At 64.3% G+C, this 25,611-nt stretch carries 15 protein-coding genes and 2 pseudogenes; 3 read left to right on the top strand and 14 right to left on the bottom strand.

Going from position 1 to position 25,611, the window contains the following annotated elements; all coding sequences use genetic code 11:
- Window positions 1-2 precede the first annotated feature (2 nt).
- The 8 genes from ACIGJB_RS04345 to ACIGJB_RS04310 form a co-directional block, all read right to left on the bottom strand.
- The gene (locus tag ACIGJB_RS04345; RefSeq protein ID WP_483731564.1) at window positions 3-1,331 is read right to left on the bottom strand and encodes a sigma-54 interaction domain-containing protein; all 1,329 of its coding nucleotides are present in this window, start codon (window positions 1,329-1,331) and stop codon (window positions 3-5) included.
- Window positions 1,328-4,459 carry a peptidase domain-containing ABC transporter gene (locus tag ACIGJB_RS04340; RefSeq protein ID WP_483731563.1) on the bottom strand — a complete coding sequence of 1,044 codons (3,132 nt, stop codon included), beginning with the start codon at window positions 4,457-4,459 and terminating at the stop codon, window positions 1,328-1,330. Before ACIGJB_RS04340 ends, ACIGJB_RS04345 begins: the two co-directional genes overlap by 4 nt.
- Window positions 4,440-5,192 (bottom strand): peptidylprolyl isomerase, encoded by a 753-nt coding sequence (locus tag ACIGJB_RS04335; RefSeq protein ID WP_483731562.1) that lies wholly within the window; start codon window positions 5,190-5,192, stop codon window positions 4,440-4,442. The genes ACIGJB_RS04340 and ACIGJB_RS04335 overlap by 20 nt, the downstream gene beginning before the upstream one ends.
- Window positions 5,193-5,258: 66 nt before the next feature.
- Entirely contained in the window at window positions 5,259-6,638 is a 1,380-nt protein-coding gene (locus tag ACIGJB_RS04330) for a beta-barrel domain-containing protein (protein WP_483731561.1), read from the bottom strand.
- Window positions 6,635-9,217 carry an FHA domain-containing protein gene (locus ACIGJB_RS04325; RefSeq protein ID WP_483731560.1) on the bottom strand — a complete coding sequence of 861 codons (2,583 nt, stop codon included), beginning with the start codon at window positions 9,215-9,217 and terminating at the stop codon, window positions 6,635-6,637. Before ACIGJB_RS04325 ends, ACIGJB_RS04330 begins: the two co-directional genes overlap by 4 nt.
- A 207-nt stretch (window positions 9,218-9,424) precedes the next feature.
- Window positions 9,425-10,882, bottom strand: a complete 1,458-nt coding sequence (locus tag ACIGJB_RS04320; protein ID WP_483731559.1) for an efflux transporter outer membrane subunit — start codon at window positions 10,880-10,882, stop codon at window positions 9,425-9,427.
- 394 nt (window positions 10,883-11,276) lie between these two features.
- Window positions 11,277-11,705, bottom strand: a complete 429-nt coding sequence (locus ACIGJB_RS04315; protein ID WP_483708749.1) for a DUF4399 domain-containing protein — start codon at window positions 11,703-11,705, stop codon at window positions 11,277-11,279.
- Window positions 11,706-11,721: 16 nt separating this feature from the next.
- Complete coding sequence (locus ACIGJB_RS04310) at window positions 11,722-12,147, bottom strand: DUF4399 domain-containing protein (RefSeq protein ID WP_483731558.1); 426 nt, start codon at window positions 12,145-12,147, stop codon at window positions 11,722-11,724.
- A gap of 324 nt (window positions 12,148-12,471) precedes the next feature.
- On the opposite strand from ACIGJB_RS04310, the gene ACIGJB_RS04305 reads away from it, so the two are divergent.
- Window positions 12,472-13,713, top strand: a complete 1,242-nt coding sequence (locus ACIGJB_RS04305) for a formylglycine-generating enzyme family protein (RefSeq protein ID WP_483731557.1) — start codon at window positions 12,472-12,474, stop codon at window positions 13,711-13,713.
- Between the two features lie 77 nt (window positions 13,714-13,790).
- Here ACIGJB_RS04305 and ACIGJB_RS04300 read toward each other — a convergent pair whose 3' ends face one another.
- Entirely contained in the window at window positions 13,791-15,869 is a 2,079-nt protein-coding gene (locus ACIGJB_RS04300; protein ID WP_483731556.1) for a serine/threonine-protein kinase, read from the bottom strand.
- 415 nt (window positions 15,870-16,284) lie between these two features.
- On the opposite strand from ACIGJB_RS04300, the gene ACIGJB_RS04295 reads away from it, so the two are divergent.
- The gene (locus tag ACIGJB_RS04295) at window positions 16,285-16,509 is read left to right on the top strand and encodes a hypothetical protein (RefSeq protein ID WP_483731555.1); all 225 of its coding nucleotides are present in this window, start codon (window positions 16,285-16,287) and stop codon (window positions 16,507-16,509) included.
- 834 nt (window positions 16,510-17,343) lie between these two features.
- Window positions 17,344-19,227 carry a DEAD/DEAH box helicase gene (locus tag ACIGJB_RS04290; protein ID WP_483731554.1) on the top strand — a complete coding sequence of 628 codons (1,884 nt, stop codon included), beginning with the start codon at window positions 17,344-17,346 and terminating at the stop codon, window positions 19,225-19,227.
- 73 nt (window positions 19,228-19,300) lie between these two features.
- Here ACIGJB_RS04290 and ACIGJB_RS04285 read toward each other — a convergent pair whose 3' ends face one another.
- The 5 genes and pseudogenes from ACIGJB_RS04285 to ACIGJB_RS04265 form a co-directional block, all read right to left on the bottom strand.
- On the bottom strand, window positions 19,301-20,506 hold the full coding sequence (locus tag ACIGJB_RS04285) for an ISL3 family transposase (protein ID WP_483729871.1): 1,206 nt from the start codon (window positions 20,504-20,506) through the stop codon (window positions 19,301-19,303).
- A gap of 522 nt (window positions 20,507-21,028) precedes the next feature.
- Complete coding sequence (locus ACIGJB_RS04280) at window positions 21,029-22,288, bottom strand: IS256 family transposase (RefSeq protein WP_483730391.1); 1,260 nt, start codon at window positions 22,286-22,288, stop codon at window positions 21,029-21,031.
- A 28-nt stretch (window positions 22,289-22,316) separates the two neighbouring features.
- A pseudogene (locus tag ACIGJB_RS04275) lies at window positions 22,317-22,733 on the bottom strand (transposase); the annotation flags it as partial.
- 112 nt (window positions 22,734-22,845) lie between these two features.
- The gene (ltrA, locus tag ACIGJB_RS04270) at window positions 22,846-24,318 is read right to left on the bottom strand and encodes a group II intron reverse transcriptase/maturase (protein ID WP_483731553.1); all 1,473 of its coding nucleotides are present in this window, start codon (window positions 24,316-24,318) and stop codon (window positions 22,846-22,848) included.
- 604 nt (window positions 24,319-24,922) lie between these two features.
- A pseudogene (locus ACIGJB_RS04265) lies at window positions 24,923-25,468 on the bottom strand (IS5 family transposase); the annotation flags it as partial.
- Window positions 25,469-25,611 lie beyond the last annotated feature (143 nt).

The raw sequence follows: 25,611 nt of genomic DNA, 5'->3' as shown, positions 1-25,611 counted from the left end.
ACCTAAAGCCCCTTGTCCCCTGCCCCCTTCGCCCCCCGAAAATCCTTCGAATGAATCCCATGCTTCTTGAGCAGCATCTGCAAGTGCGACCGATTCATATCGCACCGCCGCGCCAGTTCGGCCACCGTCCCGCCGACCTCTTGCAGCCCTCGTTCAAGAAACGCCCGTTCCGCTTCATCGCTAGCGGCCCGCTTGGCCTCGCCCAGGGACGTGGGCAGCGCTGAAAGCGCGCCGACAGGACCGATCGGCACCACGGCCAGCGTGGCGGGCTTTGGCCGTATATCGACCGGCAGGTGGACCAGGTCCGCCGTATCTCCAGCCAGGCAAGACACCCGGTACAACAGGTTCCGTAGCTCGCGGATATTCCCCGGATATTCGTAGTGCATCAGGAAATCCCGCAACCGCGGCGTGAGCCTGACCGGCCGCCGCTTGAGCAGGCCGGCGGCCTCGTCGCTGAAGTAGGCCACCAGCAACGGGATTTCATCGCGCCGCTCGCGCAATGCCGGCAGCGACACGTGGATCACGCTGAGCCGGTAAAACAGGTCTTCGCGGAAGGTCCCCTCCTGGCTCATGCGCCGCAGGTCCTTGTTGGTCGCGGCGACGATGCGCGTATCGACGGCAATCACTTCGTCCGACCCCACGCGCTGGATTTCGTGCGCCTCCAGCACGCGTAGCAGCTTGACCTGTCCTGTCAGCGGCAGCTCGCCGATCTCGTCGAGGAAGATGGTTCCCGTATGCGCGCTCTCGAACTTGCCGCGCCGGTCATTGCTTGCGCCCGTGAACGCGCCCTTCTTGTGGCCGAACAACTCCGACTCCAGCAGGCTGTCCGGGATCGCGCCGCAGTTGACCGAGATAAACGGCCGCTCCTGGCGCGAGCCGTTGGCGTGGATCACCTTGGCCATCAGTTCCTTGCCGGTGCCGCTTTCGCCGTCGATCAGCACGGGCAGGTCGGTGGGCGCCGCCTTCTCGGCGATCTCAAGCGATTCGAGCAGCTTCGGGTTGTCGCCAAAGGTGCCTTCAAAAATAAAGCTGCGTTCGAGCAGCGCCTGGCGCCGCTCGCGCGGCATGCGCTCGACTTCTTCCTGCACTGGCGCCTCGCCCCCGGCCGCGGCCTGCACGAAGCGCTCCTTGTGCGACAGCCCCATCACCTCGTCGCGCAGCGTGGTGGCCTGCTTGAGCAGCTTCTCGATATCGACCCGTTCCAGCCGCGACGACCAGCGCAGCGTGGAGCGCAGTATCTCGATCTTCTCCATCAGCCCCGCGAACGAGACGGCGGAGGTGCTGGCGGCATCGGCGGCGGGCGGCCGGGCGCCCTGGTTGTAGAGCTTCATGCTGAACTCAGTTGCTTGTGCACCAGCTGGTAGTACATGCCCTTGCGATCGAGCAGTTCCTCGTGCCGGCCCTGTTCGACGATGGCGCCTTCGTACAGCACCAGGATCTTGTCGGCCTGCATGATCGTGCTCAGGCGGTGCGCGATGATCACCGCCGTGCGCCCGCGCAGGATCTCCTGCATATTGGCCAGGATGTTGCTCTCGGACTGGGTGTCGAGCGCGGACGTGGCTTCGTCGAACACCAGCAGCCGCGGGTCGTGATACAGCGCGCGCGCAATGCACAGCCGCTGGATCTGCCCGCCCGACAGCCCCATGCCGCGCTCGCCGACGATCTGCTCGTAGCCGAGCGGCAGCTTGGTGATGAACGGGTGGGCGTCGGCCATGCGGGCCACTTCCTCGATGCGACGGCGATCGGGGCTTTCATCGCCGCAGGCGATGTTCTCCGCGATGGTGCCCGAGAACAGCAGGTTGGTCTGCATCACGTAGCCTACCTGCGCACGGTAGAACTCGGTGTCGATCACCCCGATGTCATAGCCGTCCACCTTCATCGAGCCTTCCGTCGGCCGGTAGAACCCGACCAGCAGCTTGGCCAGCGTGGTCTTGCCCGAGCCGCTGCGTCCGACAATGGCGACCATCTCGCCGGGCCGGATATGCAAGCTGATGTTCTCGAGCACATAGGCCGTGTCCTCGCCGCCGTAGCGGAAGTAGAGCCCATCCATCTCGATCTCGCCCTGCAGGTCCGGCAGCATCACGCGCGACATCACGTCCTGCGGCTTCTGCTCGGGCTCCAGGTCAAGCACGTCGCCGAGACGCTCCATCGCCACGCCGGCATCGTTGAGCTGACCCCACAGCGCCACGAGGCCCATCAGCGGCGCCAGCACGCTGCCCATGAAGGCATTGAACGCGATGAGCTGACCGATGGTCAGTTCGCGCTGCAGCACCAGTGTGGCGCCCACCCACAGCACGGCGATGGTCGTGGCCGCGTTGAGCAGCTGGCTGATCATGCCGATGAGGATATGGAAGGCTTGCGCCTGGTATTGCTTTTCCAGCGACTTGGCGTACTTGGCCTCCCAGCGCAGGCGCACGGGTCGCTCAATCCCCATGCCTTTCACGGTCTCGGCGCCGCCAAGTGTCTCCATGAGATAGGCCTTGGCGTCCGTCGACGTCGCGAACACTTCACGCGCATAAGCCTTCACCTTGGGCGTAACCACCACCGTCAGCGCCGCGATCGGGATCACGAACGCGATCAGGAGCAGCGTCAGCTTGACGTTGTAGAGGAACATGATGGTGAAGTAGATGAACACCATCAGCAGGTTCAGCGCCGTCGTCACCGTGGATTCGGTCAGGAAGGCGCGGATGGTCTGGTTCTCCTGGAAGCGCGCGAAGATATCGCCGGTCTTGCGCTTGGCAAAGAACGACAGCGGCAATGACAGCGTGTGCTTGAAGAAGTGCGACATCATGGCGAAATCCATATTGCGCACCATGAAGTTGGCCAGGTAGGCACGGATCGTCGCCATCAGCTGCGAAAACACGTTGGCGATGATCAGCCCGACGATCAGCAGGTGCAGCAGGCCGATGTTCTGGTGCACCACCACGCCGTCCAGGATGTTCTGGATGATGAGCGGCGGCACCACGCCGAGCATCTGGATCACGAAGGTGGCCAGGAACAGGTGCGCCAGGATCTTCTTGTACGGCGCCAGGTAGCTGATGAAACGCAGCCACGGCGAGCGCTGCACTGACAGTTGCGTCATGCTCTCGCCGGGGCTGAACAGCAGGCAGGTGCCGCTCCAGCCGCGCTCGAACTCTTCCGTGCTCATCTTGCGAAAGCCGATGCCCGGGTCCGCGACCCACACCCAGCGCCCCGACACGCCGTACACGATTACGTAGTGGTAGCCCTCCCAGTGCACGATGAACGGCAGCTCGAACCCCATCAGCGAGTCCCGCGTGCACTGCACGCCGCGCGTGGTGAAGCCCAGCGACTCACCGGCGCGCGCCAGGCTTTCCAGCGTGGCGCCCTGCGTGGTCACGTTGGCCAGTTCGCGCAGCTTGCCCAATGACATCGGGATGCCATAGTGCCGGCAGATCATGGCCAGGCACGCGGCGCCGCAATCCATCTCCTCGGCCTGTTCGACCAGCGCGAAGCGGCGGATCAGGCGTTCACCGAGTTCGGGCTTGGAATGCAGGTCGAGCAGCACCGGCCGTTTGCGGCGCTCGGCCAGCTTCTTCTGCCGGTGCAGTTCGCGGTCCACCACGCGGATGCGTTCCTCCAGCACCTCGCGCAGGCGCGGGTTGCGCTCCAGGATGATCTGCACGGTCTTCTCGGGGATCACCAGCAGGCGCACCTCGGTCTCGGCGATGGCCGAGGCGATCTGTTCCTGGCGCATCACGCAGGCGCGTTCGCCGAAGATATCGCCCTGGCCCAGCGTCGCCAGCGAAAACTCGTCGCCGTCCTCCGTGCGCACCATTCGCACGGTGCCCTGGCGCACGACGTAAAGCCGCCGGTCCTCGCGCCCGTCCTGCTTCAGGATCTCCTTGCCCGCGGCCACGCGCTTCACGCCCACGCTGCGCACCGCGTCTTCCAGCTCGCGCCGGTCCAGCTTGCCGCGCAGGTCGAACAGCCGCGCCACGAAGCCGCCCGCGGAACTGATGGCGACATAGCTCGTGATGAAGGCCAGCGCCGCCTGGTTGCCCGCCACCACCTTTTCGCCGACGCTGCGCGGGATCATCAGCAGCTCGGTCTTGCCCGACGCGCGCACCGACGACTCATGGTGGTACTCGCGCAGCAGCGCAATGTCGGCGAACACCTCGCCGGTCTTGCGCACGCCCATGCTGATTTCCTTGCCGTGCTCCTCGTTGAAGACCCGCACGGAACCGGTCTTCACGATATACAGTCCGGGCGCCGGCTCGCCGGCATTGCACACGGTGTCGCCAAAGCCGAAGGTCTGCGTCTGCGCCGCGTCGGCAAGCTGCTCCAGTTCCTCGCGCGTCAGGGCCGAGAGGATCTCCACGGTCGCCAGGAAATCGGCAAGCGACGCGGCGACTGACGCAGCAACCGGCGCGGGAGACGCGACCGATGGCGGCGGCACCGCTGCCGCCGCCCCGTCTTCGCTAGCGGGCTTCGATGACATGTTCCTGCGCCCTTGCCATCAGCCACTCTTCACGCAGGAGCCGGCGCACCTCCACCGCCACGTCGCTGTCCAGCGTCGCGGGATGCTTGGCGCGCACCAGGAAGACCTCGAAGAACGCGCGGTCCGGCGAGGCGAACGGCCCGAGCAGGTCGCCGGTCTCGGCATTGAAGACTTTCGCCTCGATATCGGTCTTGAGCGAACCGCGCAGCACCTTGCCGATGTCGCCGCCGCGCTCGCGCGTATCGGCAATCGAATGCTCGCGCGCCATCTCGGCGAAGCTGTCCGGATCATCCTGCAGGTACGAGATCAGCTCCTTGGCCTTGCCCTCGCTGTCCACCACGATATGGCTGACCTCGATGCTGTCGAAGCGCGGCGAATTGAGCTGGAAATATTCGTGCACCGCGGCTTCGCTGCAGACCTGCTCCATCATCCGTTCCTGGTAGAGGCTGTCGGTGATGAAGACCTCGAACTCGTCCAGGCTCACGCCCAGTGCGTCGAGATAGTGGTTCATGTCCGCAGCGCGGTGCAGGCCCTGCACGCGCCGGAACTGGTCGGCGCGCTCCTGGATATCTTCCTGCGGCAGCGCCAGGCCCGCCCGCTTCGCGGCGTGCACTGTCAGCTTGTCGCGCACCATCTGCTCGACCAAGCCTTCGAACTGCCCCGTGAACTTGAGCAGGCGGATGAATTCCTCGACGCCCAGTACCTCGTCGTCGATACGCACGATGCCTGTCATGGCCCTACCTCCTTTATCGGCCGCGCTGCGCGCGGTCGCGATCCTTGTTCGTGTGACCCGTGCCCGCTACCCCGCCACCTGGCGGAACGGATCCAGGCCAAGGTCGATCAGCCGGCGCTCGCGCACCACGATCTCGGCCGTGGCGGTCATGCCGTAGCGCAATGGATAACGGCTGTCTCCGACGGCGTAGTAGTCGCGTGACAGGCGGATGCGGCCCTCATAGACCGGCTGCTTGTCCGCCCCGGGCTTGGTCGCCGGCGAGATGTATTCGAGCGTGCCTTCGATCAGCCCGTAGCGCTGGTACGGAAACGCGTTGAACTTGAGCTTGACTGGCAGGCCTTCCTTCAGGAACGCGCGGTCGCGCTCGGCAATGGCGATCTTGAGCACGGGGCGCGCGTCATTGGGCGCGATGCCGCCGATCGGCGTATTCGCCTGGATCTTGTCGCCGCGCTGTGTCGACGTGACATCCGTGATGACACCCGACACCGGCGCCAGGATCAGCAGGAAATTGTCCTTGTCGATATTCTCGAAGCGGATGCGCGCGGCTGCCTCGGCCACCAGGCGCGCGGTCTGCACCTGCAGGCGCAGCTTGTCCTCGGTGCTGGCGATGTCGCGCATCGCCGCGTCGTACTGCACGCGCAGGCCCGCCAGCTCCTGCCCGCTGCTTTCGAGCTGCACGTTGGCCTGCGTCAGTTCCTGGCCTTGCCGGGCTTCCAGTTCGGCCAGCCGGGACTGCGCCACGCGCAGGGTGTTGTCGGCCTCCTGCGTGGCCGCGCGCTTGGCTTCGACCTGCGACTGCGACACGCCGCCACCGCCCGGCAGCGCGAACAAACGCGCATAGCGGTCCTGTTCCTGGCGCGCGAAATCGCGTGCGCGCCGCGAGTTCTCGACATTGCTGCGGGCTTCCTGTACCTGCGCGCGCTGCTGCTCGGTGAGCTTGGTGGTGCCTTCGGCAATGCGTGTTTCATGCTGGCGCGTGGACACGTCGATCTGCTGCTTGAGCGCGGCGGCGCGGCGTTCCATCAGCGCCTTCTTTTCCGGGAACTGCTTCCACTCGCGCTCCGAGTCCTCCAGCTTCAGTTGTGCTTCCAGCGCGTTGGCCGCCGCTTCGATCGCCCCGCGCGCGTTCAGGCGGGCCAGCACATCGTCCTTGGAGACTGGCTGCCCCTCGGCGACATACAGGTCGGCCAGTTCGCCATCGACGGGCGCGTAGAAGCGACGGACTTCCGATTCCGGCGCCAGCGTGCCTTCGGCCGTGACGATCACATCCGCGTGGCCGAAGAACGACCAGATCAGCGCGACCACCACCAGCGCAAAGGTGGTCACGACCGTGAGCAGGCTCAGCCGCCATGGTTCGGCGGTGAGGATGGCGAGGCCCTCGCCGCCGTGGTCCTCAAGTGCCTCGGACAGGGGCCTGAGACGGTTGCCGCCCTGTGCATCCTTCATGGCCGCCCCTCTTTCGGCTTGTCCGTCGCCGCGGCGGCTTGCGCTGCGGCACCCTGGCCTTCACCACCGAGCAGTTCCAGCTTCGCCTTGAGCACGGCCGGATCGAGCACCATGCGCAATTCCTGCAGTGCGCGGCGCTGCTGGTCCACTTCCGCGCGGATCTCTTCTTCCGCCTTGTTCCATTGCGCCAGGTCGGCGCTCTCGCCGGCCTTGAGCTGACCGACGATGCGCAGCGCCTGCCGCGCGTCTTCCTGCGCCTGCGCCAACCGCCGCGCCTGGTCGCGGAACTTCGGTGAAATGCCCGCTTCCAGCCGCTGCTCGCCCCCGATCTGTCCGTTGGCGCGGTATTGCTTCCAGCCGGCGATCGCGCGGCTCATCTGCTCGCGCGCGCGTCGCAGGGCGCTGTCGCGAATCGCCGTGACATCGTTCTCCACCGCCTTGGCGAAAAACTTGTCCTCGTCAGGGTCGAGCATCGCGTAGAAGCCAAGCAGCTTGTCTTCGTAGCCACCGGCGCCACGCGCGCCTTGCAGTGCCGCGTACTGTGCGGCGACTTGCTGCTTGTGCGCCGCGTCTTTCGCTACGTCGTCACCCCACGGTCCCGCGCTGATGCTGCGCAGGCCCGCGATGGCCGTGGCACTGTCGCCGCTCTGCCAGGCCTGTTCCGCCGCCGCGTACTGGCGCGCCATGTCGGCGCCGGGCAGGCGCGGCGCCAGCCGTGCGTACTGCGCCTGGAACGGCGGCGTGGCGAACTTCGCGTCAGCCATGCGCGCCACCAGCGGCCCCGGGTTGCGCGAGCGCAGCGGCTGCATCAGCGCGGTGTAGCGGCGCAGGTCGTCCTGCAGCTTGTCCAGGCCGGACAGGCGCGGGTACTTCTCCTTGTAGTCGGCGAGCACCGGCTGCAAGGCTTCTGGCTGGTCGCGCCCAAGCTCGGTGGCAATGGTCGCATTGAGCCGGTCGATCGCGGCCAGGTACACCGACTCGTCCGTCTGCAGCTTGCGCACATCGCTCAGCGCGTTGGCGTAGACATCGCGGAACGCGGGCTCGTATCCCGCGATGCGGCCGAGCGCGCGCTGGTGCGCAGCGGTGTCCTGGTTCCAGTGCGTCAGCAGGCTGCGTATCACCGCTTCGTCCGTATAGAGGCGGATTGGCGCATCGGCGCCGCCGCGCTGCGCAAAGTAGCGTTCGAGGTTGCCGATCCATTCCAGCTCGCCCACCAGCGGTCGGGCGTCCGCGTTGTGCTGGCTGGCCGAGACCATCTCGGCCAACAGCGTGGCGGCGCCGCTGAAATCCTGCGCCTTGAGCTTGCCGGCCCATTGCGGCACGTAGGCGCGCAGCAGCGCCTCGGTCCCCATGGCCTGGAACGATGCATCGTCGGGATGCCCCGCGAGATAAGCGTCAGCAGCCTTCGCCGCCTGCGCATACCGGCCCCCGGCAAGCAGCGACTTCACGTCGCGCTCGGGCATGCCGCGCAGGTAGAGCGCGACCACGCCGACCGCGGCGAGCGCGACGACAACCGCGCCCCAGCGCCCCGCGCGCTTCATGCGCGCAGGATCGTTCAGGCCGAAGCGCCCGGCAATCTCTGCCGCCAGCATCGCCATGCGGCTGCGCGGGCGGCTCCCTTTGCGTGCGGACGTATCGGTGGCTGCCGCGGCTTGTGCCTCGGCTTCGGCGTTGACCTCGTCTTCCTGCCGCGCCGCATAGTCGACGCAGAAGATATCGAGGAACGAATCGGCGGCCCCGACAAAGGTGGTCTTGTCGGCGCCGTCATCGGGCATCGGGGCCGCGGCATGCTCGGCGACGGGCTCCACATCGGGCGCCGCCTGTTCGCCCGCGAACACGGTGCGCGTAGCGGTGGCTTCGGCATCGCCTTCCCGCAGCACCGCGACCTTGTAGACGAAGTGGCTGCCGCCAAACGCGATCAGGTCGCCGTCATTGAGCGGCACGCCGTGGTCGGTGAGCCGGTGACCGTTGACGAACGTCCCGTTGGTGCTGCCCAGGTCCTCCAGGAACGGTACGCCACACTTCAGGTAGATATGCGCGTGGCGCCGCGACAGGTAGTTGACCTGCTGCGGATGGCTGTCACGGTAGCGCGCAAAGGTGTCGTCGGCCTTGCTGATCAGGTACGGGAAGCTGTTCAGCTCGACCGGCTGCAGACCCAGTTCGTTGCGCTCCGGCAGCAGCGTGATCGCGACGCGAGGCGGCTCCGCCGCGGGCACGCGCGGCGAAAGCCTGACATGGAACGAGAGCGCCGAACCGAACGACAGCTCGTCGCCATCGCTGAGCCGCAGCGGATGTCCGGCAACATCGGCGCCATTGATGCGCGTGCCGTTCTTGCTGCCCAGGTCCGCCACGTAGACCGCGCCATGCTCGGCAAAGATGCGCGCATGCCGGCGCGACAGTGCCGCGGTCAGCTCTTCGGGGTAGGAAATGAAGGGAGCCTCGGTCCGCCCGACGGCGAACAGGTCGTCGCCGATGCGGATCTCGCCCAGCTCCGGACGAGAGACCGGCGTCAGCAGAATGTCGAACTCCTGACCCATCCTCACCGGCATTTCCATGATCAGTGCATCGTCAGGAGCCATGTTTCCAAGAAACCAACAGCGCAGCCTTGACCGCTGCCGCACCGCGAGGATGAATCGACAATCAACATAGTAGGCCACGCCTCTCGCTAGTCAATTGGCTGAGTGCCTGCCCTTGCGCGCAGGGTGTCGCCCATGCGGCGCAAACCGCCGGGGTGTGCTGTGTTGCCGGGAACCGAAGTATCGTGAACGCTGCGTGGCGCGCAGCCGTCAGGGCCTGCTGTTCGACGCGGCGTTGCGCACCTGCACGTCGGACCAGCCACCGCCGAGCGCCTTGTACAGCGTGACAGTATCGGCAAGGATCTGTTGGTGGACGGCCAACAAGGACAACTGTGCGGTCAGCAGCGAGCGCTCGGTCTCGAAGACTTCCAGCTGCGACACCACGCCTTCCTTGAGCTGCGCCTCGATCTGCGCCGACACCACGCGCAGCTGGTCAACCTGTTGCTGCAACTCGATGCGCTGTTTCTTGTGCGCGTCGACATTGACCAGCGCGGATTCCACCTCTTCGAACGCGTTCATCACGGTGCGGCCGTATTCGTTTTCCACAACCTTGACCTGTGCCTCCGTGGTCTTGATGCGGGCGCGGACATTGGGGTCCAGCATCGGCAGGTTGATCGCCGGCGCGATGCCGAAGGTAAAGGTCTTCAGCAAGCTGCTCAGCGCGAAACTGGCCGCGCCGCCGTTTGCGGTCAGGCTGATGCTAGGCAGTTGCGCGAGCCGCGCCTGGCCGACGATGTCGTAGGCCGCCAGCACGCGATACTCCGCGGCCACGATATCGGGCCGGCGCGCGAGCAGCTGCGACGGCAGCCCCGCCGGCACCGGCGGCGGCTGCACGCGGTCCTGCAGCTTGCCCGGCGGCACCTTGAGATTGCCTGCGGGCACGCCAACCAGCGTGGCCAGCGCGTTCTCGGTCACGTCACGCGAGCGGCGCAGCTCGATCAGGTCCTTAGTGAGCCGGTTGATTTCGGCCTGCTGCTGCATCACGCGGATCTTCGGCACCAGCCCATTCTGGAACATGGCCTGGTAGGTGTTGAGGATCTGCCCGTTCTTCTGCACCGTGCGCGCCTGCTGGTCGATCTGTTCGTCGAACTGCAGGATCTGGAAGTATGTCGTGGAGACATCGGCGGCCAGCGTCAGGTAGCCGGCGCGCCAGTCCGCCTCGGTAGCATGGAACTCGGCGGTCTGCGCCTGCACGCCTTTTTCGACCTTGCCCCAGATATCGATGTCCCAGCTCAACTGCGCGCCCGCGCTGAAGCTGCGCACGGTCGTCTGTCCGGTCGTCTTGGTGACACTGCCGCCGGCGTTGAGATCGACCACCGGCAACTGGCCGGCCTTGGCTTCGCCGATCTGCGCCTGCGCAACGCGGATGCGCGCGGCCAGCACCTTGATGTCGTAGTTGCCCGATAGCGCCTGCGTGATCAGCTTGTCGAGATACGGATCGCGGAAGCCTTGCCACCAATTGGGCTGCACGGTCTCGGTCGGCGATACGGTGATCGACCCCTGTCGCGTCCACTCCGTCTTGGCGGGCGTTTGCGGACGTTCATACACCGGCGGCCGGACGTCCGCGCAGCCGGCAAGCGCGCCCGCGCAGGCTGCAGCGGCGATCCATACGGTGGCACGGCACGGCCGCGAAACAGTCAGTGGCAAATCGGCAGAGGCGTTGATCACGATGTCTTCCTGCAACCACGCGCGCAGCCCGGCCACCGCGGTGAACGGACTTGCATTTGCGTGTCTGTATTGTGGTTCGCGCCGGCGCGCGCACCAACCCTGAAATGGCGGCGGCAACAACGGCGCTTCGGTAGGACGGCAATGCTCTGGTGTTGCTTTCCGGAGCACTGACGCATAGGGCGTGCCAGGCTCGCGATACGCGTACCGGTCTGGCCGCAAGAGCCTGCAGGCAAGCGGGTTTCAACGGCATCGCGGAAGTTGAAGCGTAGACCGGAATCGCAACCACGCCACCCCGAATGATGGGTGGCGACCGACAGTTGCACGATATCTGTTGGCCGTCAGGCGACAGCCGCGCTCGATGCGCAGCGGCATGAGCGCCGCCGCGCCGATGCAATTACTTCACGTAGATGGTGATCTTCTTCGAGTACACCGGCGGATTGGTCGGGATGTGCTTGTCATCGCCCATCAGCAACTGCAGGGTGTGCTTGCCGGGCGGCAGCTCGACCATGGTCTCGGTTTCGCCGGCACCGAAATGCAGGTGGTTGCGATCGTTCGGGATTTCCTTGTCCATGGGTGGCAGATCCACGTCGATCAGCAAGTGGTGGTGGCCGGTCTTCGGAAACTTGACGTCCTTCGGCGCCACGCCCATGTTGCGCAGGCCAAACCATACGCGGAACGGCTTGCCCGCGGGCAGCACCTGTCCGTTGTTCGGGAAGCCAATGTACAGGTAGGCGTCGGGCGGCGCCGGCGTCTCCCCAGCCATGGCCGCGGCCGGCAGCAACAGACTCGCGCCGAGCAAGGCGGCGGCTAGCAGCTTGAGCATGGTGGATCCCCTCGCGCTATTTCACCGTGATGGTGATCTTCTTCGAATACAGCGGCGGATCGAACGGCACGTGCTTCGCATCGCCGAGCAGCAGCTGCAGCGTGTGCTTGCCCGGCGGCAATTCAATGCGCGCATCGGTTTCCCCCGCGCCGAAGTGCAGGTGGTTCTTGTCGGAGGGAATTTCCTTGTCCAGCGGCGGCAGGTCAGTGTCGATCAGCAGATGATGATGGCCGCACTTGGTCGACTCGATCCCCTTGGGACACACGCCCATATTGCGCAGGCCCATGCGGATCCAGAACTTGCCGCCGGAGATGACCGCGCCATCGGGTGGCCAGATGATATAGACCTCGGCATTCTGCGGCGCCGCGGTCGGCATCGAGACGGATGGCACCACGGCAACGGCCATGGCCGCCAGCAGGCGGAACAGGAATCGTCTGGACATACGCGGCGCCTCCCGGAGAGTGTCCGAAACCCGATCACGTTGTCCCGCAAGCCCATCGTTCTTCTGGTTGCTTTTGGCCAGCGCTCGGCGATTCGGTATTAGGTTAGGACGGAACCCCGCAAAAAGCGAACTCGCCATGACATCGGCGCGCGGCTTGCCGCAACACCGATGCGCTGCGCGCCACCGCGCCGCATGCAAGCACCTCCGGATTCACAAACGCTGTGCTATCTTGAAGCAAGCCGACGTCACCGCAACACCACAATGCGCCCAGGCGCCGCCCAAGCGCGCGCATCGGGCTGGCCGCAGTTCCAACAGGGTCCGAAAATGTGGCGCACATCTCCTGTAGTTCTCGTCGCATTCGTGCTGGCCGCCAGCGCGCTTCCTGATGCGAAGGCCGGCCCCATGTCGGCCGCGCCGGATGCGGCGCCGATGCTGCTGGCCGGCATCCTGCCGAAGAACAGCGATGAACAATACGAGCTGACGTTCTGGGAATCGATCAAGAACAGCAACTACGCCGGCGACTACGAGGCGTATCTCAAGCAGTATCCGAACGGCCGCTTTGCGTCGCTGGCCAAAGCGCGCATTGAACGCCTCGCCGCAGCCAGCGCCCCGGCCGCCAAAGGCGCGCCGCCGGAGCGCGCCAAGCCGGCCCAGCCGCCCGCCGCCGCAACGCAGCCCGCCAAGCCCGCGCCACCCGTGCAGCAACGTCCCACGCCACCCGCCACCGCGGCAGCGCCCGCAGCGGCCGCAGCCGGCGCCGCGACATCGGCAGCGCCATCCGCACGGCAAGGCACGACAGCGTCCGGCTCGGTCAGCCTGGGCGCGGAGCGCAAGCCGGCCGAAGCCAAGGGCGTCGAGATCCGCGACTGCCCGGTCTGCCCCGTGATGGTGAGCCTGCCGGCCGGCAGCTTCACGATGGGCAGCAATGCCAGCGATCCGGCCGAAAAGCCGCCGCACCATGTCACGATCAGCCAGCCATTCGCGATCGGCCGCTATGAGGTGACCGTCGAGCAATGGAACGCCTGCGTCGACACCGGCGGGTGCGATCGCATCGCCACCGTGGCGAACAGTGCCAAGACCGCGCCGATCCGCGATGTCAGCTGGGATGATGCGCAGCAGTACGTGGGCTGGCTCAGCAAGACCACCGGCAAGGCCTACCGCCTGCCTACCGAAGCCGAATGGGAATACGCGGCGCGCGGCGGCACCGCCTCGGCATTCTGGTGGGGCGACCAGATGCGCAAGGGCACGGCCAACTGCAAGGACTGCGGCGAGCCGTGGAGCGCGGATGCGCCCGCCAACGTGGGCTCGTTCGCGGCCAATCCGTTCGGCCTCTACGACGTCAATGGCGGCGTGTGGGAATGGGTCAGAGATTGCTGGCACAGCAGCTACAAGAACGCGCCCGTCGATGGCCGCAGCTGGGAAGAAGCAAGCTGCGGCGCGCGCGTGATCCGCGGAGGCTCATGGCTTGAAGGCGCGAGCTACATGGTGTCATCGACCCGCTTCAAGTACAGCGCGAGCGTGCGGCAGTCGCAGAACGGCTTCCGCGTCGCGCGCGACATGAAGTAGCGGCGTTGACGCGTCCGGCTTCGCCGATGGCAATTTTGCCGATGCCTGATTTTGCCGATGCCTGATTTTGCCGATGCCTATTTCGCGCGCGTGGAGATCTCCACGAGGTCCGCGCTGATGCGGTCCTGCCCATACTTGCGGGCCATCTGCCCGAGCGGCTTTTCTAGCGCCTTCAGGTAGTCCTGCCGCGATTCCACGTCGGAACGCCGCCCGTCGAACAACGGTGCGGGCGTCGTCAGCAGCACCACCAGCTCCGTGCCGAACGGACGCGAGACCACCCAGTCGCCGCTATCGCCAATCGTGGCGCTATAGCTGGCCGGCGCCTGGTGGTTCGGCACGCGCGCACTCGGGACGAGATGGGCGACATTGCCATCGGCCGCGAAGTAGTCGACGTACACGTAGGAATCCTGCGCAGGCGTGCGCAGTTCGAGCACCAGCGGCGTGCCTTCGGTGAGCTGCAGCTTTTCGCCGCGCGTGCGCAGCGACGATGCGACCGCCCCTTCGCGGCGGCCCGACCAGTACGGCGCGATCATGCGCGCGACATCGCACTTGTCGGCGCTGAGCGGCTGCGTATCGACATCGAGCGACTTCACGCCCGGCAGCGCGTTGAGCTGCTCGCGCAGGCGCGACACGCCCACGCTTTCCGCAAGGTAGCCACGCACGCGCACCCTGCCGTTCTCTGGCGAAGTCGCAGCCAGCAGCGAGCATGGCACCGCGGCCGTCACGCGCAGCACGGCCGGCATCGAGAACGGCTCGGAGGGTGGTCGTGCGGCAGGCGCAGGAGGAACTGCCGGCGCGGAGGGCGTGGTGGGCGTGGTGGACCAACCGTCAACCTGCGCCACCGCCGGCGGCGTCTGCGCCGGCCGGCTGGTGCGCCATGCAAGGTAGCCCACCGCCGTGACGCCTGCCAGGGCCGCCACGGCGGCGCCCGCCAGCAGCGCGGAGCGCTGCCGCGCCGATACGCCAGGCGCCGTGCTCATGCCCGCCAGGAAGCGCTCGACCGTGGGCGTGCGCGTCTCGCGGTCCAGCGACAAGGCCTCGCGCAGCGTCTTCCATTGCGTGCGCGACAGCTCGCGCGGCTGCACCGGCTTCAGCCCCGCCGCGCGCGCCTGGTTTGCAGACATGCGTTCATACGGATGCCTGCCGGTCAGCAACTCGTAGGTCACGCAAGCCAGCGCATAGATGTCGTCGCGCGGATCGGGCTCGCGGTGCTCGAACATCTCGGGGCTCGCGTAGGCCGGGGTCATGCCGCCGAGCGAGCCGGGATCGAAAACGGTCTTGTCCGATTCATCGGCCGGCGGCAGGAAGCCGCGCGCAATGCCGAAGTCGATCACCTTCACTTCGCTGCTGTCGGTCAGGAACACGTTGGCGGGCTTGAAGTCGCAATGCACGAAGCCGCGCTCGTGCGCATAGGCCAGCGCGTGGCCCATGCCGGCGATGATGGGCATGGCCTTGGCCACAGGCATGCCGGTGAAACCGGGCGCCTTGAGGACCTGGCTCAGCGGCCTGCCCGGCAGGTATTCCATGGTCAGGAAGACCACCGGGCCGTCACGGTCGAAGTCGTAAACGGTGACGATATTCCGGTGCGCGAGCGTCTGCGCCTTGCGCGCTTCGCGCTGCAGCGCGATCAGCGATTTCGGGTGGCCGCTGAACTGCAGGTTGAGGACCTTGATCGCGATATACGGCTTGCGGTCCGATGCCTCCAGCTTGCGCAGGTCAAGGGCCTTATACACCGTTCCCATGCCGCCGACGCCAAGGCACTCTTCCAGCACGAAGCGACCGTTCAGGGTATCGCCCACGCCCTTGGGCCGCGAGGCGGGCGGCACCGTGCCGACGGCCGGCGAGGTGGCATAGAGCGAGCCCGTCACGGGCCCTTCCATGTGGGTGGAATCGCCCGCCGGATCGAACTGCGTGGTGCCGCTGCGCTCGATGCGGCGCATGACCTCGGCATATACGCCGGGCGGAAACGGGAAGCGGGTGTTCTCTTCGATGATCACGCGCGCCAGCTGGCTCGGCGTGGTGCGCTCCTGTGCCAACGCCATGTCGAAGGACGCAACGAATTCGTCGTCGGACAACCCGCCGTTCTGGAACTTCTGAATCAGGTCTCTGACACTGGCCACCGGCGTTGCCCCGATATCGATTCGAGCGGAACGCATTCATGCAAACGCCCCATCCACGATGGATACTAGTGCGCACTCTTGGCATCCGCAAACCGTCGCGTGCCGACGCCGCGGCGCGATCGCCACGTTGCGCGCGAGCCGGTCACATCGACTGCAAGCCACTGTCGGCGGCGAACCAACAGAAGCATCGAACTGTTGGCAATGTCCCGACAGACCGCTGCAAATCTCGCGCGGCGTGGGATGTCCTTTCAACCTGCAAATCCGCGCAGAGATTGCCATGGGCGCGTTCCCAGGCGAATGGCTGGAACGCTGGCACGACTCCTGCGGTTTTTTGCCGTGCGGGAAGATGAATATCGATGGGTGCAGCGGCGTGCCTGCACATCAAAACGCACGCCTATACTGAACCGGCGCCGCCCCGCGCGGACGCGGCGCCGCACGACCGGAGAAAGCCATGGCAGTGATCGTCATCAAGGACCTGACCGAGAACGTCGACCTAGACCGGGAGGCCATGAGCGCCATTCTCGGGGGCAGCCGCAGCGGTGGCGCGAGCGGGCGCGTGTGGCACGCACTGCGGCAACGGGGGTCATCGCGCCTGGTTTCGTATCCGCAGGGCTGGCCGGCGAATCCACACGTCCGTCCGCTGGAGCGAATCGAGGGCAAGCTGCCCCGAAAGTGACGTCGGGCTTCAACGCCCGAGCCAGAAATAGAAAGCCCGCCATGGCCTGGCGGGCTGGTTGCGGACGGCCCCGGACTTCCTGGGTCAACGCCATCAGCAGTTCGGTCATTTCTTGTCGAGCAGGCTTCCCATGACTCCGCCCATGACGCGGACGATCCACCGGACCACCCGGAGGTTCGCAGGAATTCTGGCAGCGACGACAATGACCGCAATGCTCACAGCGAGCAGTGATTCAGTATCGCTGTAGGAGGCCAATACGGGAACTTGATTGTCCGCCCCGGTCGAGCAATCTCGTTGCTCGCGCCTTGAGTATAGGCTGGCCCCTCCTGCTTTCAACCCGTAACTGGCAGCCCACGTGAGTGAGTGCCAGCGCCAGGTGCACGATGTATCGCGTGGCCGACATATCTGGTTACCTTTTCGCAGCGCAACAATTTTTCGCGGTTCTGCTATAATCCGCGCCGTGAGTTTCGCAACTGTGAGTTCCGCCACCCGCCAGGCACATCCCGCCAAGGCGTATCCGCTGCCCTCCCAAGCTCTGTTTTCCGCTGCCGAACAAGGTTTTTGCCTCGATTCAGCAGCCGACAGAACGCACCGCTCACCGACGTAGCCTCGTCTCCGATCCTGTTGAACAGCCTGAACTGAGCTGTTTGCCTGCCAGGGAACAGCGGCTGGCCTAGCGCCTGCCTACACCCCTGCCTGCCGCCGTACTGTCAGCTGAGTCTGTCGTAACGGCCTCACCGATTGGCGCCGAAGCCTTTTTAAAGACTTTGCACTGCGCCCACCCCTATTTCGATTTGCGTTGCAGGGGTGCCATGCATTTTTGATCATTACGACATGACCCAGCACGACATTCGTGCGGAGCAAGCTATTGCCTCCGCCACCGACGCTTCGATCACTTCCGCCGACCAAAGCCCGCTCGACAAGCTCGACGCCATGCTCAATGGCCCGGAAGAAACGACGACCAGCGCCGATGCAGTGGAGAACGGTTTCGCCGCGCTTGGCCTCGATGCGGCCATCCTGCGCGCACTCTCCGAACTGAACTACAACAACCCGACGCCGGTCCAGGCGCAGGCCATTCCGGCCTTCCTGGCTGGCCGCGACCTGCTGGTATCGAGCCAGACCGGCTCGGGCAAGACGGCGGCGTTCATGCTGCCCGCGATCCAGCGCATCAGCGAAAAGCCGGCGCCGAACCGCCCGACCGAACCCGCCAAGCGCATGAAGGGCAAGCGTCCCCGTCCGTCGCCGGCACAGCCGTCGCTGCTGGTGCTGACGCCCACGCGCGAACTGGCCCTGCAGGTGACCGAAGCCGCTGCCAAGTATGGCCGCAACATGCGCCGCATCGTCTGCGCGAGCATTCTGGGCGGCATGCCTTACCCGAAGCAGCTCGCCATGCTGTCCAAGATGCCGGACATCCTGGTCGCCACGCCGGGCCGCCTGCTTGACCACATCACGGCTGGCCGCATCGACCTGTCGGCACTCGACATGCTGGTGTTCGACGAAGCCGACCGCATGCTGGATATGGGCTTTGCCGATGACATCGACGCCATCGTCGACGCCACGCCGGCCAGCCGCCAGACGCTGATGTTCTCGGCCACGCTGGACGCCCGCATTGCGCAACTCGCTTCGCGCCAGCTGAAGGATCCGCAGCGCATCGAGATCGCCGCGGTCCGTGCCGACCAGAGCAATATCGAACAGCGCCTGCACTTCACCGACGACATGTCGCACAAGGAGCGCCTGCTCGACCACCTGCTGCGCGATTCCTCGCTGAAGCAGGCCATCGTGTTCACGGCCACCAAGCGTGATGCCGATTCGCTGGCCGAGCGCCTGTCCGACACCGGCTTTGCCGCCGGTGCCCTGCACGGCGACATGACCCAGGGCGCGCGCAACCGCACCCTGACCGCCCTGCGCCGCGGCAACCTGCGCGTGCTGGTGGCCACCGACGTGGCTGCGCGCGGCATCGACGTGCCGGACATCACCCACGTGGTGAACTTCGACCTGCCCAAGCAAGCCGAGGACTACGTGCACCGTATCGGCCGTACCGGCCGTGCCGGCCGCTCGGGCATCGCGATCAACCTGGTCAACCATGGCGACATGTTCCAGTGGCGCCGTATCGAGCGCTTCACCAACCATCGCATCGACGCGTCGGTGATCGAAGGACTGGAACCGCGCCGTTCGCCGAAGCCGCGTGCTGGCTTTGGCGGTGGCAAGCCGGGCGGCGGCGGCCGTGGCAACGGTGGCGGCTATCGCGGCGGCGAGCGCAGCTTCGGTGACCGCAGCTTTGGCGAACGCAAGTTCGGCGGTGAAAACCGTGGCTTCGGCAATCGCGGCGGCCAGGAAGGCGGCGGCTATCGCGGCGGCGACGACAACCGCGGCAACCGTGAAGGCGGCTACCGTGGTGGCGAGCGCAGCTTCGGTGACCGTAATTTTGGCGACCGCAAATTCGGCGGTGAAAACCGTGGCTTCGGCAATCGCGGCGGCCAGGACGGCGCACGTCCGTTCGGCGACGACAACCGTGGTTTCGGCAACCGCGAAGGTGGCAACGGCTACCGTGGTGGCGAGCGTAGCTTCGGCGACCGCAGCTTCGGCGATCGCAAGGCCGGCGGCGACAACCGCAGCTTTGGCGACCGTGGCGCCCGTGACGGCGGCCGCAGCTTCGGCAACCGCGAAGGCGGTTTCGGTGGCCAGCAGCGCAACAACCGTTCGCGTTTCGAGCGCTAAAGCCACTGGCGGCGCCACGTGCGCCGGCACAATGATGAAGAGCACCTTGCGGGGTGCTCTTTTTTTTGGTTCTTCACCGATTTCCGGGGAAGGCCGCCCGGATCTTCAGGAAGAAGTAATGGTCATCACGGAAGCCATAGGCCATCCGTTTGATGACCTTGATCCGGTTATTGATGCCCTCCACCAGATTGGTTCCCAACGGCCAGCGGCTATGAGCCAGGATGCCTGGCAGGTAAGGCTTGAGGCGTTTGGCGAACAGGCAAAGAGGTGCGATGCCGCTGGCCATGGCGCGCTCGTACCACCCTTGCCAGAAGCGCCGGGCGTAGCCGGGATGCCGGTATGTCCAAAGTGTCTTGAGATCGTCCTTGAGCACGTAGACGGTCATCAGCGCTTGGTTGGCCGCCAGTATTTCATCAAGCCGGATCTGATCGGCCTCACGGGTAACGTTCTCGCGGTTGCGCAACAGCAACCAGCGAGAAGACTTCACCACCTTACGGGCCGCCTTGTCGCCGCGTAGCCGATTGGCCTCATCCACCCTAACGCGATCGATGACTTCACGGCCGTACTTGGCCACCACATGGAACAGGTCATAGACGACCTGTGCGTGCGGGCAATGCATCTGCACTTCAAGGTCGTAGGCGGTATTCATGTCCATCACTGCGGCGCGAATCTTGGCGCAGCCTTCGGGGCCAAGTAGCTCGAAGAAGGGTCGGATTTCCTCTCGCGAGCGTCCGCGCCCAACCCAGAGTACCCGCTTGCTCGACGGCTCAACGATGACCGTGGCATAGCGATGGCCCTTCTGGATAGCAAACTCGTCCATCGCGATCACGGTGACGCCTTTCAGGTCGACCGGCCCCAGTTCCCGTTCCAGATGACGCAGGTCGATGCGCTTGACCGTAGTCCAGGCCAATTGATAGAAGGCAGCGACATGGCGCAACGACATGACCTTGCACAGTCGCGCTACGCTGGCGGCTAGCCGCGTTGTCACCCGCGCATAGGGTGCGAGCCAGTCCAGGCGTTCCAGCTTCGGGCCACATTGCCGGCAAGCTAGACGAAGTCGCGGCACGACCAACTCCACCGGAGTCTCGAACATAGGCAGATCCCGCACGCGTCGCTCTACCCGATCGTGGATACTGCTAACGCCTCGACCACAGCCATCGCAGCACCGCCTCCGGCGCCCCTTAGGTTCCAGCCGGATGAGGCAAATACGTTGCCCATTACGGGTCTCTTCCCAGCTATCGCGCAGGCGATAGCCTTCCCAGCAGCCGAGCTGGGCCATACAATCGCGCAGGGCCAACCTCCACCTTCCTGATTCTTGTTGTGTCGCAACTCCAAGATAACAGTGGTGGGCGCGTTGGCCCTTTTTGTTTCTATACGGTCACGCAGATCGGCGAAGAACCTTTTTTTTTGGTTCTTCGGCGAATTGCGGGGCGGCGTGCTTGGCAGGCGCGGCTGTTTCGCCGGCGTAGCCGGCGAGTCACTTTCTGTCCGAGCGACAGAAAGTAACCAAAGAACGCGTTTGCTTGCCCTAAGGAACCGCTGATCAATGAGGTCGGCGAGCAGCGATGCCGGGACGCGCGCCCTTGGCTTTCGTAATGTGAGAGAAGAATGCCAATTCAGGCAGCGTTTATCTTGCGTCGCCACCTTTCCCGGCGCGCTTTGCGCGCTCAGGACGGATTGCTCTCCTGTAAGGCCAGCAACCGCCTCCTGGCGAGCGCCAGATTCGCCGGGCCTGTCAGCGTTTTTGTGTTCAGGGCAGTTAAAGGCGCACCGTCGACTTAACCGGTGAGCCAGGATTATCTCAGTGATGCGGGTGGGTAAAGCGTTCCTCATAGAGAATCGCAAACTGGTTCATGGCAGCCTTCCAGTCATGCGTTGAGCTGCCCCACTTACCGGTGATGTTGCGCAGGGCCAGCCATAGCAGCTTCGTTGCCGCCTCGTCACTGGGGAAGTGCCCCCGGGTCTTGATGATCTTACGTAGTTGCGCGTTGATGCTCTCGATCGCGTTCGTCGTGTAGATGATCTTGCGGATCGCCGGTGGGAATGTAAAGAACGGGATCACCTGATCCCAGGCGCGACGCCAGGACGCGGCGATCGGGGGGTACTTCTTAGCCCATTCGCTCTGCTCGAACGCCGCCAGTTCGGCCAGCGCCGCCTCAACAGTGGGCGCGGTGTACACGGGCTTAAGCGCCGCAGCCACGGTCCGGCGCTCTTTCCAACCGGCGTAGCTCAAGCTGTTTCGGATCAGATGCACGATGCAGGTCTGTAGCGTCGTGGCCGGGAACACCGCGTTCAGGGCCTGTTCCATGCCCTTGAGCCCGTCGGTCACTGCAATCAGGATGTCCTGCGTGCCGCGGATCTTCAGGTCGTTGAACACCTTCATCCAGAACTTGGCGCCTTCGGTGCTCTCGATCCACAGGCCCAGGATGTCGCGCGTGCCGTCGGGCAGCACGCCCAAGGCCAGATAGACGGCCTTGTTGCGTACCACGCCGTCCTCACGCATCTTGACCCGCAGCGCGTCGAAGAACACCACCGGGTACATCGCCTCCAGCGGGCGGGCTTGCCAGGTGGTGACCTCGTCCATGACTGCATCAGTTACAGAACTGATGAATTCTGGCGACACCTCGGTGCCGTACTGTTCGGCCAGAAACGCCTGGATCTCGCGCACGGTCATGCCGCGGGCGTACATGGCGACGATCTTGTCGTCGAACCCGGTGAAGCGCCGCTCGTGCTTGGGAATCAGGATCGGATCGAAGCTGCCGTCGCGGTCGCGCGGAATATCCACTCGCAGCGGCCCGTCCTCGGTCAAAACCGTCTTAGCACTCTTGCCATTGCGTTGATTGGCTGTGCCGGCTGGGCGCTCAGCGCCAGCCGGGTAGCCCAGATGATGACCGAGTTCAGCGCCCAAGGCCCGCTCGATCAGGGCCTTCTTGAATGCCATTGAGGCGTCCTGCACGGCCTCGGCAGTCATCGGGCCCTTTACGAAATGGGCGATCAGATCCTCGGGAATGATCGGCAGCTCACGATCGGCGGCCTGACTCGTCTTGTTTCTACGTGGCATGACATGCTCCTTGGCGACATGTTATGCCCTAAACACAAAATTTCTGACAGGCCCGATTCGCCAGACCAAACAAGCTGAACAACTGCGCCGTGTTCTTGACCAGGCCCTTGTAGCGGACTTTGCGATGGCCAAACAGATTCTTGATGACGTGGAACGGATGTTCGACCCGTGCGCGAATCTGGGCCTTCATCCGCTCGACCGTGGTCAGCACGTCTTTGAGAGCGCCATCACGCATCGCCTTGATCTTTCCGCGTTTGGCGGCCACCTGCCATTTCACGGACTTGCCTTGCATCTCTGGGCGCTTCTCTACACCGATGTACCCCGCGTCAGCAAACGCATGATCCTCATGGCCATGCAGCAAGGCATGCGCCTGCGATATGTCCGACTCGTTGGCCGCTGTGCCCAGCACGCTGTGCACCAGTCCCGAAGCTGCGTCCACGCCGACGTCGGGTAGCAGTGGCGCATTGCTGCGCCACCGCCCCCTAAGAACCGGACGTGCGAGTCGCCCCGCATCCGGCTCAAGCCATTCCACAGCCCCCAGATCGGGAACCGGGCAATCAATCAGAAACTTCCACGGCGCGACGGCGCGCAAAGTACGACGGCCATCGAGGATCGAAGGCGTTTGCCATGCCACGTATCTTGACATGCCGAACGATGGGAATCGTCGCAGCCCGGAATAGCCGAAGTCGCTGGACGTGGCCGTCGACTTCAATCTCCGAGGCAAATACCCAGGTGCGGTTGCCTTCCGTTCGGAAGTAACGCTTCCGCACCCAGCCCATGCCTTTCGTGGGGTGCCGACGCACGGCCCACTTCCATAAGAGGCGCCAGATTTGAGCATCTATCGCAGTGAATCGTGATTTGGAGACCGCGTGCCGGTGATACATGCCCCACCCCCGAATGACCGGGTTGAGTTGCAGGATCAGGTTCTCCTGCGTGGCACTCCAGTTCTTCACGACGATTTCCCGGACCTTGGCCACGAGCGATTGCTCACTCTTTCTGGCCGGCTTGATGAGCAGCTTGCCACCGTACTTGCGCACGTTTTGCCCTAGGAAATCGAACCCCTCAGTGACATGCACGACTTTGGTCTTCTCTTCCGACAGTTCCAGTCCCCGCAAAGCTAGGAACTGCTTGATCGCCGGAAGGACCCGTTGCTCCAGAACCTCTCTGGATACCCCGGTTACCACGAAGTCGTCAGCATACCGGTTGACGTTTACCTTGAACTTTCGGCGTGCGCGTTCCGTCGGTGCCACGCTTGCTTCCACCGCCGCCTCAAGGCCATCTAGCGTCATGTTTGCGATCACCGGTGAGATGATTCCCCCCTGTGGGGTACCTGCTTCGGTCGCAAACAGAGTTCCCTCCTCGATAAATCCAGCTTGAAGCCATCGCCGCAGGATCGCTTTATCCATCGGTATGTTCTTGAGGATCCAATCATGGCTGAAGTTGTCGAAGCAGCCACGAATGTCACCCTCCAGAATCCACTCCGGTGACTTGCGTTTCGCGAGAGTGGTAAAGCAATACTCGATGGCGTCAGCGCTCGAGCGTTCAGGCCGAAACCCGTACGAATTGTGGTCCGCCAGAGTTTCTGCAATTGGTTCTAAAGCGAGCTTCCATAACGCTTGCATCGCTCGGCACCGCATACAGGGAATTCCTAGGGGACGCTTCTTGCCGTTGCTCTTAGGAATATAGATGCGTCGCAGCGGCAGTGCTCGATATCCGCGATGTTGCAGCGACTCCATTCCCTTCCATTTAGCCGCCGGGGATCGCCATATCCTGCCGTCGACCCCCGGCGTACTCTTGCCGCGGTTTTCTGTCACCCGCTTCACGGCCAACATCTTGCCGCTGTGCGAGCGGGTCAGCAGACGTTGCAAGGCTTGCACCTTGCCCCATCGGCCTTCCATTGTTGCCTTGGCGATACGCACCTGAAGTCGCTTCACGTCCTCCTTGATGCGGAACCAGTCAGCCTGGCCCCACATCCGTTCGGCGTGCGAGGGCGCACCAGCACCTGTCGCTTTCGCTTCAGCCGCCGTCATCTGCTTTCCCTCGTACAACGATTTGTCAAAGTTCTCTCGCCATGAATGACCGCACGGAAGTCTGCCCGCTTTCGCGTCCGACAATGTCCCAGCCGGTATCCTTCCCATTACAGAAAGGCCTTCGCTTTCTCCGTGTTCCTATACCCGCAACACCTACAGCGTTCCTTGCGGTTCGCCTGCCTTAGGAGGCGGCGCTACGGGCTTACCCTGTTCCACATGAGTTTCAGAGCGGGTCGGATCCTTCCTATTCGCCGGCGGCGTCCTGTCCATGATGGTCCAGCGCACAAAGACCATGCCTTGCCGCTTGCCTTTTGGCTCAAGCCTGTCAGCACATTTGGCTTGTTCAATGATGACGACGTTTAATGGAAGTTCACATATGTTGATCGTTACCGCTCGTCCCTAGCCCCTCACCGCCTCTGTGCTGGCAGTTTCCGCGGCCCCTCGCGGGCCCGTGTACCGGATGAACCGGTGGGTACGTTGTCCCCGGAGCTTCACACCGAGCAGTTGCCCGCTCCGCATGTCCGGGTAGGAAACGGTTGATGGAGCAACCGGTTTCATCAAAACCTTACCTCGTGAAACAGAAACTCACGCGACTTTCAGGTCGCACATGCGCTTTCATTCCAAAGTGCCAGGTATTCCCCTTCTTGGCCTGATGCATCTCCGGGTCGCGGGTCTTGTCCTTGTTCTTCGTCGACGGTGGCGCCGCGATGATGGTGGCGTCCACGATCGTGCCTTCTTTCATCATCAGCCCACGCTCGCACAGCATGATGCCAATCTCGTCGAACAGCTTTCGCGTCAGCTCGTGTTCGACAAGCATGCGGCGAAACTTCAGCAGCGTGGTCGCATCCGGCACGGCTTCCACCGCCAGGTCGATGCCGGCGAACGCGCGCATCGCCATGCTGTCATACAGCGCGTCTTCCAGCGCTTCGTCAGCCAGCCCATACCACTGCTGCAAGAAGTAGATGCGCAGCATCCGCTCCAGCCCGATCGGCGGACGCCCGCGTTTGCCCTTGGGGTAGTACGGCTCGACAGCCGCTATCAGACGCGACCACGGCACAACCTTTTCCATCTCCGTCAGGAAGCGCTGACGTCGCGTCACTCGCTTCTTGCCGTGGTTTTCCGCTTCCGCAAAGCTGATCTGTCGCTTCATCACCGGATCTGAATCATGGACATGCCTATGACAACGCACCTCATCAACCTCGCGATGACCTGCGCAGTGATTTAATCAGCGTTTCCCTAACGGGCGAATATTGATCGTAGTGTGCGAAGAATTTCGTACGGGTATGAGCTTCA

The organism is Cupriavidus sp. C2SS-8b (assembly GCF_057073745.1).
Note: the sequence above shows the minus strand (reverse complement) of the source record. Positions and strands in the feature narration are given on the sequence as shown.

Coding starts and splice junctions, on each gene's coding strand:
- ACIGJB_RS04345 (WP_483731564.1), bottom strand. CDS start 1,331: ATGAAGCTCTACAACCAGGGCGCCCGGCCGCCCGCCGCCGATGCCGCC.
- ACIGJB_RS04340 (WP_483731563.1), bottom strand. CDS start 4,459: ATGTCATCGAAGCCCGCTAGCGAAGACGGGGCGGCGGCAGCGGTGCCG.
- ACIGJB_RS04335 (WP_483731562.1), bottom strand. CDS start 5,192: ATGACAGGCATCGTGCGTATCGACGACGAGGTACTGGGCGTCGAGGAA.
- ACIGJB_RS04330 (WP_483731561.1), bottom strand. CDS start 6,638: ATGAAGGATGCACAGGGCGGCAACCGTCTCAGGCCCCTGTCCGAGGCA.
- ACIGJB_RS04325 (WP_483731560.1), bottom strand. CDS start 9,217: ATGGCTCCTGACGATGCACTGATCATGGAAATGCCGGTGAGGATGGGT.
- ACIGJB_RS04315 (WP_483708749.1), bottom strand. CDS start 11,705: ATGCTCAAGCTGCTAGCCGCCGCCTTGCTCGGCGCGAGTCTGTTGCTG.
- ACIGJB_RS04310 (WP_483731558.1), bottom strand. CDS start 12,147: ATGTCCAGACGATTCCTGTTCCGCCTGCTGGCGGCCATGGCCGTTGCC.
- ACIGJB_RS04305 (WP_483731557.1), top strand. CDS start 12,472: ATGTGGCGCACATCTCCTGTAGTTCTCGTCGCATTCGTGCTGGCCGCC.
- ACIGJB_RS04300 (WP_483731556.1), bottom strand. CDS start 15,869: ATGCGTTCCGCTCGAATCGATATCGGGGCAACGCCGGTGGCCAGTGTC.
- ACIGJB_RS04295 (WP_483731555.1), top strand. CDS start 16,285: ATGGCAGTGATCGTCATCAAGGACCTGACCGAGAACGTCGACCTAGAC.
- ACIGJB_RS04290 (WP_483731554.1), top strand. CDS start 17,344: ATGACCCAGCACGACATTCGTGCGGAGCAAGCTATTGCCTCCGCCACC.
- ACIGJB_RS04285 (WP_483729871.1), bottom strand. CDS start 20,506: ATGGCCCAGCTCGGCTGCTGGGAAGGCTATCGCCTGCGCGATAGCTGG.
- ACIGJB_RS04280 (WP_483730391.1), bottom strand. CDS start 22,288: ATGCCACGTAGAAACAAGACGAGTCAGGCCGCCGATCGTGAGCTGCCG.
- ltrA (WP_483731553.1), bottom strand. CDS start 24,318: ATGACGGCGGCTGAAGCGAAAGCGACAGGTGCTGGTGCGCCCTCGCAC.